Origin of the sequence: Streptomyces sp. CB02009 (assembly GCF_001905825.1) — a bacterium.
GTDB lineage: Bacteria > Actinomycetota > Actinomycetes > Streptomycetales > Streptomycetaceae > Streptomyces.
Genome location: NZ_LIVV01000011.1, coordinates 188,927 through 201,569 on the forward strand (window position 1 = coordinate 188,927; position 12,643 = coordinate 201,569).

19 protein-coding genes are annotated in these 12,643 nt (G+C 69.3%); 10 read left to right on the plus strand and 9 right to left on the minus strand.

Features of this window, described 5'->3' with window-relative positions; all coding sequences use genetic code 11:
* The first annotated feature begins 278 nt into the window (after window positions 1-278).
* The 3 genes from AMK27_RS35535 (at window position 279) to AMK27_RS35545 (ending at window position 2,505) form a co-directional block, all read left to right on the plus strand.
* Complete coding sequence (locus AMK27_RS35535) at window positions 279-923, plus strand: HNH endonuclease family protein (RefSeq protein WP_198956001.1); 645 nt, start codon at window positions 279-281, stop codon at window positions 921-923.
* Window positions 924-1,108: 185 nt separating this feature from the next.
* Window positions 1,109-1,687: a DoxX family protein gene (locus AMK27_RS35540; RefSeq protein ID WP_079188696.1), complete on the plus strand. Its 579-nt coding sequence runs from the start codon at window positions 1,109-1,111 to the stop codon at window positions 1,685-1,687.
* 188 nt (window positions 1,688-1,875) lie between these two features.
* Window positions 1,876-2,505, plus strand: a complete 630-nt coding sequence (locus AMK27_RS35545; RefSeq protein WP_374115485.1) for a DedA family protein — start codon at window positions 1,876-1,878, stop codon at window positions 2,503-2,505.
* Here the strand turns inward: AMK27_RS35545 and AMK27_RS35550 are convergent.
* Entirely contained in the window at window positions 2,465-2,779 is a 315-nt protein-coding gene (locus tag AMK27_RS35550) for a DUF2277 domain-containing protein (RefSeq protein ID WP_231074904.1), read from the minus strand. The genes AMK27_RS35545 and AMK27_RS35550 overlap by 41 nt on opposite strands.
* A 784-nt stretch (window positions 2,780-3,563) precedes the next feature.
* Here AMK27_RS35550 and AMK27_RS35560 point away from each other — a divergent pair.
* Window positions 3,564-4,322 (plus strand): GntR family transcriptional regulator, encoded by a 759-nt coding sequence (locus tag AMK27_RS35560; RefSeq protein ID WP_073917651.1) that lies wholly within the window; start codon window positions 3,564-3,566, stop codon window positions 4,320-4,322.
* Here AMK27_RS35560 and AMK27_RS35565 read toward each other — a convergent pair.
* Entirely contained in the window at window positions 4,264-5,070 is an 807-nt protein-coding gene (locus AMK27_RS35565; RefSeq protein ID WP_073917654.1) for an MBL fold metallo-hydrolase, read from the minus strand. The two genes, AMK27_RS35560 and AMK27_RS35565, sit on opposite strands and share 59 nt — an antisense overlap.
* A gap of 126 nt (window positions 5,071-5,196) precedes the next feature.
* Between AMK27_RS35565 and AMK27_RS35570 the strand changes: the two genes are divergently transcribed.
* Window positions 5,197-5,646, plus strand: coding sequence for a lamin tail domain-containing protein (locus AMK27_RS35570; RefSeq protein WP_073917656.1), 450 nt, complete (start codon window positions 5,197-5,199; stop codon window positions 5,644-5,646).
* Window positions 5,647-5,730: 84 nt separating this feature from the next.
* Here AMK27_RS35570 and AMK27_RS35575 read toward each other — a convergent pair whose 3' ends face one another.
* Window positions 5,731-6,363, minus strand: a complete 633-nt coding sequence (locus AMK27_RS35575; RefSeq protein ID WP_241847699.1) for a DUF4231 domain-containing protein — start codon at window positions 6,361-6,363, stop codon at window positions 5,731-5,733.
* Between the two features lie 134 nt (window positions 6,364-6,497).
* On the opposite strand from AMK27_RS35575, the gene AMK27_RS35580 reads away from it, so the two are divergent.
* Entirely contained in the window at window positions 6,498-6,695 is a 198-nt protein-coding gene (locus tag AMK27_RS35580; RefSeq protein WP_073917658.1) for a hypothetical protein, read from the plus strand.
* A gap of 89 nt (window positions 6,696-6,784) precedes the next feature.
* On the opposite strand, the gene AMK27_RS35585 is transcribed toward AMK27_RS35580, so the two are convergent.
* The 6 genes from AMK27_RS35585 to AMK27_RS35610 form a co-directional block, all read right to left on the minus strand.
* On the minus strand, window positions 6,785-7,375 hold the full coding sequence (locus AMK27_RS35585; protein WP_073917659.1) for an SMI1/KNR4 family protein: 591 nt from the start codon (window positions 7,373-7,375) through the stop codon (window positions 6,785-6,787).
* Window positions 7,376-7,388: 13 nt separating this feature from the next.
* Window positions 7,389-7,946, minus strand: a complete 558-nt coding sequence (locus AMK27_RS35590) for a hypothetical protein (protein WP_073917661.1) — start codon at window positions 7,944-7,946, stop codon at window positions 7,389-7,391.
* Between the two features lie 73 nt (window positions 7,947-8,019).
* Window positions 8,020-8,439: a DUF6578 domain-containing protein gene (locus tag AMK27_RS35595; RefSeq protein ID WP_073917663.1), complete on the minus strand. Its 420-nt coding sequence runs from the start codon at window positions 8,437-8,439 to the stop codon at window positions 8,020-8,022.
* An 886-nt stretch (window positions 8,440-9,325) separates the two neighbouring features.
* Entirely contained in the window at window positions 9,326-10,084 is a 759-nt protein-coding gene (locus AMK27_RS35600; RefSeq protein WP_073917664.1) for a hypothetical protein, read from the minus strand.
* A gap of 177 nt (window positions 10,085-10,261) precedes the next feature.
* Window positions 10,262-10,762, minus strand: a complete 501-nt coding sequence (locus AMK27_RS35605) for a hypothetical protein (RefSeq protein WP_143204896.1) — start codon at window positions 10,760-10,762, stop codon at window positions 10,262-10,264.
* 58 nt (window positions 10,763-10,820) lie between these two features.
* Entirely contained in the window at window positions 10,821-11,576 is a 756-nt protein-coding gene (locus tag AMK27_RS35610; RefSeq protein WP_073917666.1) for a GntR family transcriptional regulator, read from the minus strand.
* 78 nt (window positions 11,577-11,654) lie between these two features.
* On the opposite strand from AMK27_RS35610, the gene AMK27_RS43850 reads away from it, so the two are divergent.
* Genes AMK27_RS43850 through AMK27_RS35630 form a run of 4 tightly spaced genes read left to right on the plus strand, consistent with a single transcriptional unit; the run spans window position 11,655 to window position 12,642 of the window.
* Window positions 11,655-11,933: a hypothetical protein gene (locus AMK27_RS43850; RefSeq protein WP_073917667.1), complete on the plus strand. Its 279-nt coding sequence runs from the start codon at window positions 11,655-11,657 to the stop codon at window positions 11,931-11,933.
* 12 nt (window positions 11,934-11,945) lie between these two features.
* Window positions 11,946-12,245: a hypothetical protein gene (locus AMK27_RS35620; RefSeq protein WP_073917668.1), complete on the plus strand. Its 300-nt coding sequence runs from the start codon at window positions 11,946-11,948 to the stop codon at window positions 12,243-12,245.
* Window positions 12,242-12,421: a hypothetical protein gene (locus tag AMK27_RS35625; RefSeq protein ID WP_073917669.1), complete on the plus strand. Its 180-nt coding sequence runs from the start codon at window positions 12,242-12,244 to the stop codon at window positions 12,419-12,421. Before AMK27_RS35620 ends, AMK27_RS35625 begins: the two co-directional genes overlap by 4 nt.
* Window positions 12,418-12,642, plus strand: coding sequence for a hypothetical protein (locus AMK27_RS35630; RefSeq protein WP_073917670.1), 225 nt, complete (start codon window positions 12,418-12,420; stop codon window positions 12,640-12,642). Before AMK27_RS35625 ends, AMK27_RS35630 begins: the two co-directional genes overlap by 4 nt.
* Window position 12,643: the final 1 nt, after the last annotated feature.

The following is a 12,643-nucleotide window of genomic DNA, read 5'->3' on the forward strand; positions in this document are numbered from 1 at the left end:
GACGAGACCCCGGGCCGAAAGGGCCCGGGGTCTCGTCGTATCCCCGCACGCGCGGCCGCCGAAGGGCACTCCCGCGCCACCTCCCCGGCAGCCAGCGGAATCTGGCGCTCCATCAGGACACGTCGCACCCCTTGATGTGACGTGCCCATGTCGCCACCCTGTTACCTGGCGCACCCCCCATCGAAACCTCGCGCCGCCACGATGACCGGGCCGCCGCCCGGCACCCACGGGGACGGCACCCGCCAAGGTCCGCCCACATCACGGGAGTTCCCATGCCCATCGGCAACATCTACGCGCGTCGACTCGCCGTACTCGCCACCTCCGCGGCCCTCACCGTCACCGGCCTCCTCGCCACGGCCCCGGCCGCCCAGGCCGCCATGCCCACCCCGGTCAGCGCCGCCACGGCCCGCACCTACCTGGCCTCCCTCACCGTGAAGGCGGAAGGTTCCTCCTCCGGCTACAGCCGGGACCTCTTCCCGCACTGGATCACCCAGTCCGGCGCCTGCAACACCCGCGAGACCGTCCTCAAGCGCGACGGCGTGAACGTCGTCACGGACTCCAGCTGTGCCGCGACGAGCGGCAGCTGGTACTCGGAGTACGACGGCGCCACCTGGACCGTCGCGTCCGACCTCGACATCGACCACATGGTCCCGCTCGCCGAGGCCTGGCGCTCGGGCGCCAACGCCTGGACCACCTCGCAGCGCCAGTCCTTCGCGAACGACCTGACCCGGCCGCAACTGATAGCCGTGACGGACAACGTGAACCAGTCGAAGGGCGACCAGGACCCGGCGGAGTGGCTGCCCTCGCGGACCGCGTACCGCTGCACGTACGCCCGCGCGTGGGTGCACGTGAAGTACTACTGGAACCTCAGCGTCGACTCCGCCGAGAAGAGCGCCCTCCAGTCCGTGCTCAACGGCTGCTGAGGACACCGCCGCTGACACAGCGTCAACAAGGGCCACCGGGAAGTGAACCTGACCACACACGTCCCGGTGGCCTGATGTTGAACTTGCAAGCACTAGTGAGGGGTGCCTAACCTAACGGCCTCATCGGTTTCCGTCCCCACTCCCCGTCCACCCCACGGACGGGGCCAGGCCGAAGGAGTCCCCCCATGAACACCCCGAACACCGCGAACACCGCGAACACCGCGAACACCGCGAACACCGCGAGCCCCCCGGACAACCAGCAGCACGCGAAGAGCCCCGGCGGGGTGAGCGGCCTCACGGGCCGGCTCGACCAGTCGCAGCCGTACGCGCTGGGCCTCTTCCGCATCGTCGTCGGCCTGCTCTTCGCCTGCCACGGCGCCGCCTCGCTCTTCGGCGTCCTCGGCGGCGCGATGGGCGGCGGGACGGTCCCGGCCGGCACCTGGCCCAGCTGGTACGCCGCCGTCATCCAGCTCGGCGCGGGCGGCCTGGTGCTGTTCGGCCTGGGCACCAGGACCGCCGCGTTCCTCGCCTCGGGCTCGATGGCGTACGCGTACTTCAAGGTCCACCAGCCGGAGTCCCTCTTCCCCCTGCAGAACGGCGGCGAGACCGCTGCCCTCTTCTGCTGGGCCTTCGTGCTGCTCGTCTTCACAGGCCCGGGCGCGCTGGCCCTCGACGGCCTCTTCCGCGGCCGCGTCGGCGCGGGCGCCACGGCGCGCAGGACGAGCGAGGAGCGCGAGGAGCAGGCCACCCCGGTCACGGTCTGAGCGAGTGACATACAGGAAAGGGCCGGACCGCGCAGCACGCGTTCCGGCCCTTTCCCTTGTCCCCGTCAACCGGAACCGGCCCCTCCCCCGGGCACATTCCCGCAAAGTCGCACACGTTCGCGCGGGCCCGGCGGAGCCCGGCACCCACCCGGTGGACGGCCCCCCGCCCCCGCGTAGGCTCTGCCCCTGTGAATCTGCTCGACAGCCTTGGCTCGCTGCGGTCGCTCACCGCCGGTCCATGGATCTACCCGGTGGTGGCGACGTCGATCCTGCTCGACGTCTTCCTGCCCGTGCTGCCGAGCGGCTTCCTGGTGATCACCGCGGCCACGGCGGCGGCGTCGGCCACCGCGGCCACCCCCGACGTACCGTCCCTCCTCCCCCTGCTGCTCTGCGCGGCCACGGCCTCGGTCCTCGGCGACTTCCTGGCGTACCGGCTGGCGCTGCGCGGGGGTGCGAGGCTCGACCGGACGATCGCCCGGTCCCGACGCCTGTCCATGGCGCAGGAACGTCTCGGCACCGCACTGGCCAGGGGCGGCGGGCTGCTCGTCGTCCTCGCCCGCTTCGCACCGGCGGGCCGCTCGGTGGTCTCGCTGGGCGCGGGCGCGGCGAAGCGGCGCGTGGAGGAGTTCCTGCCGTGGTCGGCCCTCGCGGGCGTGACCTGGGCCTCGTACAGCGTGGGGCTCGGCTGGCTGGGCGGGCAGTGGCTGGGCGCGACGTGGTTCAGCGCGGGAGTGTCGACCCTCGCGCTGTTCCTCGCGGGCGGGCTCGCCGCCTATCTCATACGGCGTCCGGCTGAGGCTCCCGCGCCTGCCTCCTGACGACGGACGGCTCGGGGGCCGCCGAGGCCTCCGGATGCGTGTGGTGCGCGGCATGCGCGGGGTGCGCACCGCGTACCACCAGCCCGTCGAGGAGTCTCGCGGTCGCGTCGGCGATCTCGTCCACGGCCCGCTCGAAGACCTCGCGGTTGTGGGCGGCGGGGGCGCGGAACCCGGAGACCTTGCGGACGTACTGCAGGGCGGCGGCGCGGATGTCGTCCTCGGTCGCCTCCTCGGGCAGCGCGGGCGGTCGGAGCGTCTTGATGCTGCGGCACATGCCTCCAGTGTGGCGCGCGCCACTGACAACCGCCGAAGACGGCAGGCCCCGGACGCGAGCGAGCGGTCCTCGCCCCCGGACAGCCCCGGCCCCGGACGGCCCCGGCCCCGGTGCCACCACCGGTCACCCGGTGCCACCACCGGTCACTCCGGCGACCCGGCATCCCGGCGGCCTGCGGCGCTCCGGCACGACGTACAGCGATCCGGCGACCCAGAGAAAGCCACTGCCTCCTCAGGACAGCCCGCGCCGGCTCCGCGCGTTGATCTCGGCGGCCCGGGCGCGCAGCTCACGCATCGGCGTGGCCGGCTGTACGTCGGCGGGCTCGGCCTCCCACTCGGCGCCACCGTGGACGGGCCGGATGAGGCAGCGCCAGGAAGCGCTCCCGGAGACACCCCCGGGGCCACTCCCGGACGGGGTTCCGGGCGAGGTCCCGGACGGGCTCCCCGGCGAGGTCCCGGGCGAGGTCCCAGACCGGCTCCCCGGCGAGGTCCCGGACGGGCACCCGGACGAGGTTCCGAGGACGTTCCCGACGTAGAAGCCGACCCGCCCGGTGGCGGCGTCACGGACGAGGTCACCGACCTCCGGCAGTGGCTGCACGCATCCCCTCCGTCCCGATTCCTGAAGCCTGGGGAGAACCAGAGAAGCCCTCCACCCCCTCCCTGTCAACGTATCTCTAGAGATGTCCCCCGATGGATGGATCGACCGGGCGGGGCGGCGCACACGTGTGCACCCTGGCCTCGGGGTGCGCCGTAGGGTGTCGGCAGATGAAGGGAGTGGTCCACCCGTGACTGACCAGGACAGCGCTCGTCGGCCCAAGTACCAGCGCATCGCCGATGAGTTGAGAACCGCGATCCAGTCGGGCGCGTTCGCGCCGGGTGACCGGCTCCCCGGTGAGAACGACCTCATGACGACCTACGCCGTGGCCCGGATGACGGCCCGTCAGGCCCTCTCCGTACTGCGCACCGAGGGACTCGCCGAGGCCCGCAAGGGCGCGGGGGTCTTCGTCCGGGTCTTCCGTCCGCTGCGCCGCCGGGGCATCCCGCGGCTGTCGGGCGAGCAGTGGGGCAGCGGGCGTTCGGTCTGGTCGGCGGACGTGGAGAACCGGGACCTGGTCGTCGACCAGATCGAGGTGGCCGAGACCGAGGCGGGGACGCGGGTCGCGGGGGCGCTGAACCTGACGCCGGGCGCGCCCGTGTGCGTACGCAGCCGCCGTTTCGTCCTCGACGCCAAGCCGGTGCTGCTGTCGGTCTCGTACCTGTCGGCGGAGCTGGTGCGCGGGACGCCGATCACCGAGCCGGACACGGGACCGGGCGGCACCTATGCCCGGCTGGCGGAACTGGGCCACCGGCCCGTGCGGTTCCGCGAGGAGATCCGCTGCCGGATGCCGACGGCGGACGAGTCGGACCGGCTGGCCCTGGAGCTGGGGACGCCGGTGGTCCTCATCGGGCGTACGGCGTTCACAGGCCCGGGCGTGGCCGTGGAGCTCAACGAGATGACGCTGGACTCGTCGTCGTACGTCCTGGAGTACGACTTCGACGCGTGACGTCGAACCGGAGGCCGGGATCGGCGTGGGCGATGTCGCCCGGGTACGTCTCCGATGCCAGCGCGACGGCCTCCGCGGGCGGCAGCGCCGGCCCCACATGGGTCAGGACGAGCCGCCCGGCACCTGCCTCGGCCGCGGTTCTGCCGGCCTGGGCGGCGGAATGGTGTCCGGGGGTCTCCCCGTCCGCCTCGCACACGAGAAGGTCGCAGTCGCGGGCGAGTTCGACGAGGGAGGGGCAGGGCTCGCAGTCCCCGGAGTAGACGAGCGAGCGCCCGTCCTCGTCCTCCACGCGCAGAGCGAAGGCGGGCAGGCCGTGCTCGACGGCGCGGGAGGTCAGGGTGAGCCCGCCGACCCGCACGACATGCGAGTCGTACAACTCCTCTACCTTGAACGCCCTTTCGACGGGACTGCGTTCCGGGCCGTTGGTGAGGAACCCGGCGAGCCGGTCGGCGGTCCCGGCGGGCCCGAAGAGGGGCACGGGCAGGACCGGCTCCAGCCCCGCGTGGAGCAGGGCGTAGAAGAAGGTGAGCAGGTCGGCGGAGTGATCGGCGTGCAGATGGGAGATCCACACCGCGTCGACGTCCCCGAGCGTCACGTGCCGCTGGAGTTCGGCGAGGGTGCCGGTGCCGGCGTCGACCCAGACGCGGGCGCCGCCGCCCTCGACGAGATAGCCGGAGCAGGCGTTGCCGGGGCGAGGGAAGGGGGTGGCGGAGCCGAGCACGGTGACCCGCAGGGGCGCGTCGAACATGAGCCAAGATTAAATTACCGGGGCGCCAACTCGTGTGAAGTTGTGCGGAGAAGGTGAAGAGCGTGCGTATTCTGTGTGCTCGCCGGGTCCCATCGGCGGGCTCCCGGCAGAAACTGAGGGACATTCATGCTTCGCGCACGCACGTTCGCGGCCGTCACCGCGGCCGCCGCTTCCGGCATCCTGCTGCTGCCCACGCAGGCACAGGCCGCCGGCTCGGTCCACCTGTACAAGATCTACTACGACAGCCCGGGCACGGACCGCCGCTCGAACTCGAGCCTCAACGCCGAGTACGTGCAGATACGCAACACGACCGGCGCGGCGGTCAACCTGCGCGGCTGGACGCTGACGGACGCGTCGAACCACAAGTACACGTTCGGCAACTTCACCCTGGGCAAGGGCAAGATCGTGACGGTCCGCACGGGCCGCGGCACGAACTCGGCGGCGAACGTCTACCAGAACCGCGGCGCGTACGTCTGGAACAACGACCGCGACACCGCGACGCTGAAGAAGTCGAACGGCACGCGGATCGACACGTGCTCGTACAACTCGACGCGGGTCGACTACAAGTGGTGCTGACCCCCACCAAGGCCTGAACACCGGCCGAAACGCGCGGCCCCGGGGAAACCCCCGGGGCCGCCCGCGCACCTACTCCCCTCCCACCTACTTCCCGCCCGCCGCGGTGTCCGACTCGCGGACGTCCGACTCACGGGCAGCCGGCTCGCGGGCGTCCGACTCACGGGCAGCCGACTCGCGGAGGTCCGGCTCCCTGGCGTCCGACTCCCGGGCGGCCGGGATCCCATGCTGCTGAACGTCGGAGTTGACCTGACCGCCGAGGGTCATGACGTTCAGGGTCGCGGAGTTCTCGTTGGCGATGGCCTTCTCGACCCGGGCGACGAGCGTCGAGAACGCCTCCCGCCTGGGAAGGTTGTGGTATGGCCCGACCTTGGTCTCGAAGTAGACCCGCTCGTGCCCGAGGAGCTGCTCGGTGGAGCGGTAGTTCTTCCACTGCTCGCGGTACCGGTAGACGCTCTCCAGCGACACGGCGGCGACGACCACGACACTCAGCACGGTGGCGGTGACCCGTGCGAAGGCCAGATCCAGATTCACGAACACGGGCACGAACGCGCCACCGACGACGGAGACCGTCCGCATCCGCAGATGCATCGCCTTCATCCGGGTCGCCTTGGCGTCGTACCAGTCCTGGTACTGCGAGAGCCTCGTCTCGATGTACCGCTGCGGCGTCATCTCGCCGCGCTGCGCCCCGGGTTCGGGCGCGTCCCCCACCTCTGCCATGCGGCGAGTACACCGGCGCCACCAGGCGCCCGTCAACTCTTCACCCATTCCCCCACAGCCCACCGCAAGGTAGTTTCAACCACCGTCGGGAACCGACCGACTCACCTTCACCCACGACGACTTCAGGGGAAACCGTGACGCCGCAGACCCACCGCACCCACCTGACGCCCGCCACCAGGGCGGCCCTCGCCCTCGCCGCCCTCGCGGCCGCGGCGGCAGCCGTCCTGGCGGCCCACCCGACCACGGACACCACGGCCAGCGACCGCGAGACGGGCACGGTGAAGGTGGAGGCGAGCGCGGGCGACAAGAAGGTGGAAGTAATCAAGGCCTGACGGCCCGCCCGGGCCCCGAAGAGAGCCGCGAAGGCAGTGGCCCCTCACCCTCCGCCCGGCGAGGGCACCCACCCTTCCCCCGTCTCCCCTCAGGCGTCCGCGAACCAGGAACGCCCCCGAGCCCAGTGCGTCACCCAGCCCGTGAAGCCGGGGACGCCGGGCATCACGGCGTCGGGCGATTCGGGACCGAAGGGCATGGCGCCCTCCCCGGCGATCTGCCAGACGTGACCGCGCTGCGGGCCGGTGACGATCAAGTGCCAGTACATGCCGCAGCCGTCGGTGCCCAGCAGCAGCGAGCCGTGGTCGAACACGGGGTCCGTCCGGGCCTCGAACTCCTCCACCGACAGCTCCTCCTCGTCACCCTCCGCCTCCCACAGCCACGCCGCAGTGAGCGGAAAGGGCTCGGCGAGCAGGCGTGCGGGACGGCCGGACCCCCAGTCGGGGGGTGTCTGAGCGAGAGGCAGCAGACCGTAGTAGGGCGGCCCGGCGCGCAGTCCGTCGCAGACCTCGGCCACGAAGGTGCGGTACGGCTCAGGGAGCACGATGCCGTGCTCCGCCTCGAAGGACCGCACCGCCTCCCACCCGGCCGGCGGCACCGCCTCGGGGCGAGAGGCGAAGACCTCGCGGAGGGCGGCAAGCTCGGCCGGGTCGCAGGTTTCCGTGTTCATGCCGGCCATCATCCAGGACGCGGGACTACGACGACCGGCGCGTTGGGCCGCCGGAAGCACCCTCGTCCCGCCTGAACTCATGCGTACACCCTCCGGAGGTCACGTCCCGCGTGAAGCAGGCGACGAAGGACGTCGGAGAGCCGTAGAAGGCCAGCTGCATGTCGTCGCAGTCCGCACCGTCGAAGGTGACCTCGCCGTACGTCCCGGACGGGGACCAGGCCCCCCGCTGCCGCTCGGCGAACCCGGTACACCCCCACCCGACGACGTCGCTCTCGTCCAAGCCCGTGGCGGTGAACGTGCCGTCGTCCTCGAACTCGACGGTCGCGCCGCTCCACTCGGACCACACCCCGGTCAGCTGATCGACACGACCGACGGAAACCGGGTAGTACCCGGAACAACCGGCCACCAGAAACACCACAACACTCCCCAACACAGCACGCCGGCACGCCCGCAGATACTGCCCGGGAGCCATGAACCCCTGCCTCTCGCGCCTCCCACGCACGCCCGGGAGCGACGACTCGACGAACCAACGAAGACCATCTTGAACGCGTTCAATTAGGAATGTCAACGAGATGGCCAGCACGCCAAAGCCCCCAGCCGCTCACGGCTGGGGCTTTGGCGTGCTGGACGCGGACGGTTTCGAACCGCCGACATCCTCATCGACCGCGAGCAGCCGTACCTTCCGGCAGGTCGCTGACGCGCCGGCCCGTCACCAAGTAACCCGCGAAACTGACATCCGGCCTGGCCTTCGCCCACCCGTCCGCCTTCATAATCGGAACGAGTACGGTCGTGCCCGGAACGGGGTAGTTCACCTTGCCAGTGGCGCCCGGGGGCACTCCGTAGCGACAGTGCACCTCGACGATCGACACCACTTCCACCGAGGTAGGCGCGTGTCCTTCGTCCTGGCCGTGATGCTCTTCGCGGAAGTCGATCTCATCCGCACGTTCGCTTCCGACGACGTCGGCGTAGTCCTCCGGATCGACCTCCAGCAGGGCCCACGAGACAACATCGCCCGGAGCAAAGCTCTCTCCGCAGCACTGCATCTGCCAGTCATCGACCCAGATCGTCAGCGTCATGACGCCATTGTCCACCGAGCGACCCACGCCGAAGAGGGCCTCGGGCAGGACTATCGGCGGTGGCAGTGTTGTCAGGGAGAGATGTCAGGCCACCCGGGGGCATGACGCCCTTCGGCGGCCAACTCTTCGCCCTCCAGCGCCGCGATGGCGCGCCGACGCCACCTGACGGTCAGCACCGTGGCGACCACAAACGCGAGTAGGGCCACGACGACGCTGCCCCACACCACGGCGCCAATCGAGTACCCGAGTGTCTCCAGAGTGCTTCACGCTCCCGCTTCGCCATCCTCGCCGCTGACCACGACCTCCAACGAACGCCGCCTCGCCTGCTCCAGGCGGCCAGCGCATAAAGCCAGTCGGACAGGACCAAGTGCCCTGTCACTCGCGAGTTGGATGATCACTGGCTCTTCGTCCACATGAAGACCGTACAGACGAGCCTCAGCCGCTCGTTCTCTCACATCTCAGCGCGGGCGGATCCCCGCATCCGCCCGCACGACGCCCATCACGGGTGCACCACGCTCCTGACCCGCGCCGCGTCCCGGCTCGGGTCGTGATGGACGCCCTGGGGCACTCACAGGTGGACCGGCTGCTCCTCCGGCGCCGCCCTGAGTGAGACTGCCGTCAGCCTCTACCGTCAAAGGCCCCCGCAGCGATGAGCTGTGGGGGCCTTTGTGCTGGTGGGCGCGGACGGTTTCGAACCGCCGACATCTGCTTTGTAAGCCTGGCGCCGATCACGCAGGGGTCTTGGCTGGTCAACGAGCGTACGGCGGCCCTGCGCGCCCCACGCTTGCCTACACCGCCTCGGACCCCAATTGACCGTGGCTGTCTGCTCGATCTGGCACGGATCTGGCACGGGCCCCTGCGCCGACGCCCCATGGCTGGCTACCTCCTATTCCCAAAGCAGGTCCTGAAGCGAATCGACCCATTGGTCGGGTAGCACCACTGCGACCAATACGAACGCCCAGAATGGAACCACGAGGGCCATACCGGCCAGAATGGCCGGAACCACGCGCCAGCCTTGAAGCCGGTCGAAGGGGTGACCACCAAGCGCCAGCTGCTTCCTCACACTGCCATTGAGTAGTGCACCCGTCACGGTAGGCTCTTCGCCGACCGGGCCGTCGAATAGAAGGTAGTAGGTTACGATCTGCCCCTTCGAGAGATGCGCTGGAGCCAGAGATACATTGCCTCCACCGTCGATCTCCATAGGCGGGGGTACCGCCGTACCGGCACGAACAACAGGCCTCCCGAGAAGGCCTATGACAGGACGGTCGAACTCGAAGGTAAGAGGTACCTCGTTTGGAAACATTCTGCTTTCAATGTCCCGCCTGCCCTGGTTTCCCAAACTGAGTTCGATCACGTGTGGTGTGTCGAGACTGGCACCACGATGCTGGATAACGAATTCGTGGTCCTCGAACCGCGGCATTGGAATACCGCGGGCGTCGTGCGCCAACCTAATCTTCGGATTCACCGCCTTCATGGTCGCCCACATGGCTCCTGCGCCCGCCGCTAGGGTCGCGAAGAAAGCCAGTGCTGTCCATACCGTTGCGTTGGAGTACCAAGCCCCCGCCAGCATCACCATGACCACATTCAACCGGGACAGAACCGTGGCGTCCAACAACCCCTGCACACCGTGCAGATGAACCATCACGCCCCTGCACCACTCGATCCAATGACCATCGAGGATCCGCTGGGGTCTACCTCGCGATCGTCGTCACCACGGAGCAGCGCTGGCCCCCGCCACAACGAAGCCGCCCCCTCCGACCACGAACAGAGGGAGCGACCTCGTCGCGTCCCTCGCAGCTCCATACGTGCCCGACTGCCCAACTCACCCGATCTGGCCATGATGCAGCGGCGAACCCACCCTGTTCTCTTCCGCAGCGAACCAACTGGCTATGTCGTCCAGGGTGGTCCTGACGGGTCTGCCAGCGAGGTACTGCTTGTAGCACGCTTCCTGCCGCCGCGCCGGCCGACCACCGGGAAGCCTGTCAACCGGAAGCCAGACCGTCTCTTCGGCCCGTAGGGGCGCTCTGATCGGAGCGGTAAAGCCGGAGATCCTCTCTACGAGCATCGGCAACTGATGCGTTGCCCGATTTCTCGCGAAGCGAGTCCCCAGCATGACCTGACGGCCATACTCCTGGCAGTCCTTGTACACGATGTCTCGTGCTTCCAACTGCTCGTCAAGCACGCAGCCCCAGTAGATCACCTCAACAGCAGGAATGATCAAGTGCTCCTCAGGGTGGCCCGCGTCAAGCTGGTTGTAGTAGCGCACGCGCGCCGAGTGGAAGCCGTGCAGTGCCACGCGAAGCATCTCTGGCTGTGTCGTCACGAAAGACACGTTAGAACACGTATCCAACGCATTCAGGAGAACCCGAGCAAGCACCCAACTACCGGCCGACAGGCACCTCGTAGACGATCTCGCACAGAGCGGCAGGGACGACAATGTCAGCCGTCTCTACCGGCCGACCCTGGTCGCTGTAGTACGTGCGCCGGATGTGCGTGACGAGACCGGCCTTCTGGATCCCCAGGAGTGAAGCTTCCTCAGCTGTTGCCTGGCGTGGTTCAGGCTGCTCAACGGCGTGGCTGACGTTGACGCCGATTGCTGCCATCCGGTTCACGACGCCAGCGCCAGCGTGCGGCCCGCCCTCAGGCAGAACGACAAGAGTCCCGCTGGTGAGGTCGTACGGCTCCCAACTCGTCGACAACTGCACAGGCCGCCCGTCGGCGAGAAACTCGTACACGGTCCGGACGCACAGCTCGCCCTCACCGATCCCAAGCCGCGTGGCGATCTCCGCCGGCGCGGGCAGCTTCGCATCGGTCCGGCTCTCCCAGCCACCATTCCGCCCCACGGCCTTCATGTCCGCCCGGAACGGCGACCCGTCCGGCTGCTCGCGCGCCGCAGACCGAACCATCCGCACCCGCTGCCGAGGCTCGGCCACGTAGGTCCCGGACCCTGCCCGCCCCTCCAACACGCCCTGGGAGATCAGCAACTCCTGGGCTCGACGGACGACGTCCTCGCCCACCCCGTATCCCTGGCCGATCTGGGCCCGAGAGGGCAGCCGGTCTCCAGGAGTCCACTCGTGCTCCGCGATCCGCCGCCGCAGTTCGTCGGCGATGCGGAGATAGGGCGGCTGCTCAGGCATATGGAAAATCTAGTCCACTAGCTCTAATCTAGTTAACTAGCTTCACTCAAAGTGATCGCCGGTGACGGAGGCTGCCCTGTGCCTGCTCCAGAAGTAAGCGCGGAGGCCCTCGCCGCCCGGTTGTCAGCGGTCGGACTCACCACACGCGTGGAAGAGCACCCGCGGCACACATCGATCGAAGCGGAGGTACCGGAATCCCTCCCCGCCGAGACATGGCGGGGGGTCCTGGAAGTCGTGGCTGCGGCGGACCGATTCGGTCTCCTGGCCACCAGCTTGGGCGGCCGCACCCTCTGGGCCGCCGTGAACAAAGCGGTCCCCGCGACGGGCGATGTCCGGGGACCTGGCCATCAGCGATAGGAGCTGATCAGCATGTTTGACCGTATCCGGCGCGCCATCACGCGCACCAGAGAGCGGTACGCCCAAAGGGCCCGGCGCTGCGAGCCCTTAACGCCGACCCGCCCGACGCTCGCCCTCCCCAAACCCTCCCCCGACCTGGCGCTGTCCCTCCGGCAGCTCGGAGACCGCACGACATTCCTCCCGGGCGAAGAGACAGCCCTCGTCCGCCCGTACGTCCTGGCCAGCGAGCAGCGCACCCGGCAGAGCGCGGAGCCGGTCCCGCAACACATCCTGACCCACACGTGCTTCGCGCCGGCGGAGGCCCACGGATGACCCGCGTCCCGCCGACGGCGGCCACGCCCTACCGGTCCAGCGCCTGCCAGATCGGCACCCACCACGAGTGCGCGCACTCCTCCCCGACGACGGCACCGATCAACATCCCGGTCGTCTACGAGGCCTGCGCCTGCTCCTGCCACTCCGCTACAACGTCACCGGAGGCGGCCTCATGAACAGCTTTCCCTCGGGCGGCGCCCTTGCCTCTCCGGTCGAGATCACCACGGCCACGGTGCAGCGCGGCGACGTGATCCAGATCGGCGGCCAACCATGCCGAGTGGCCGACCTCCGCCAACTGCCCGGCGGCGCCAAGCGCCTCCTCTTCGAATCGGGCGAACTCCTGACCATGCACACCCGTACGCGACTGATCGCCGTACGAGTGCTCCGAAGGTGGTGAG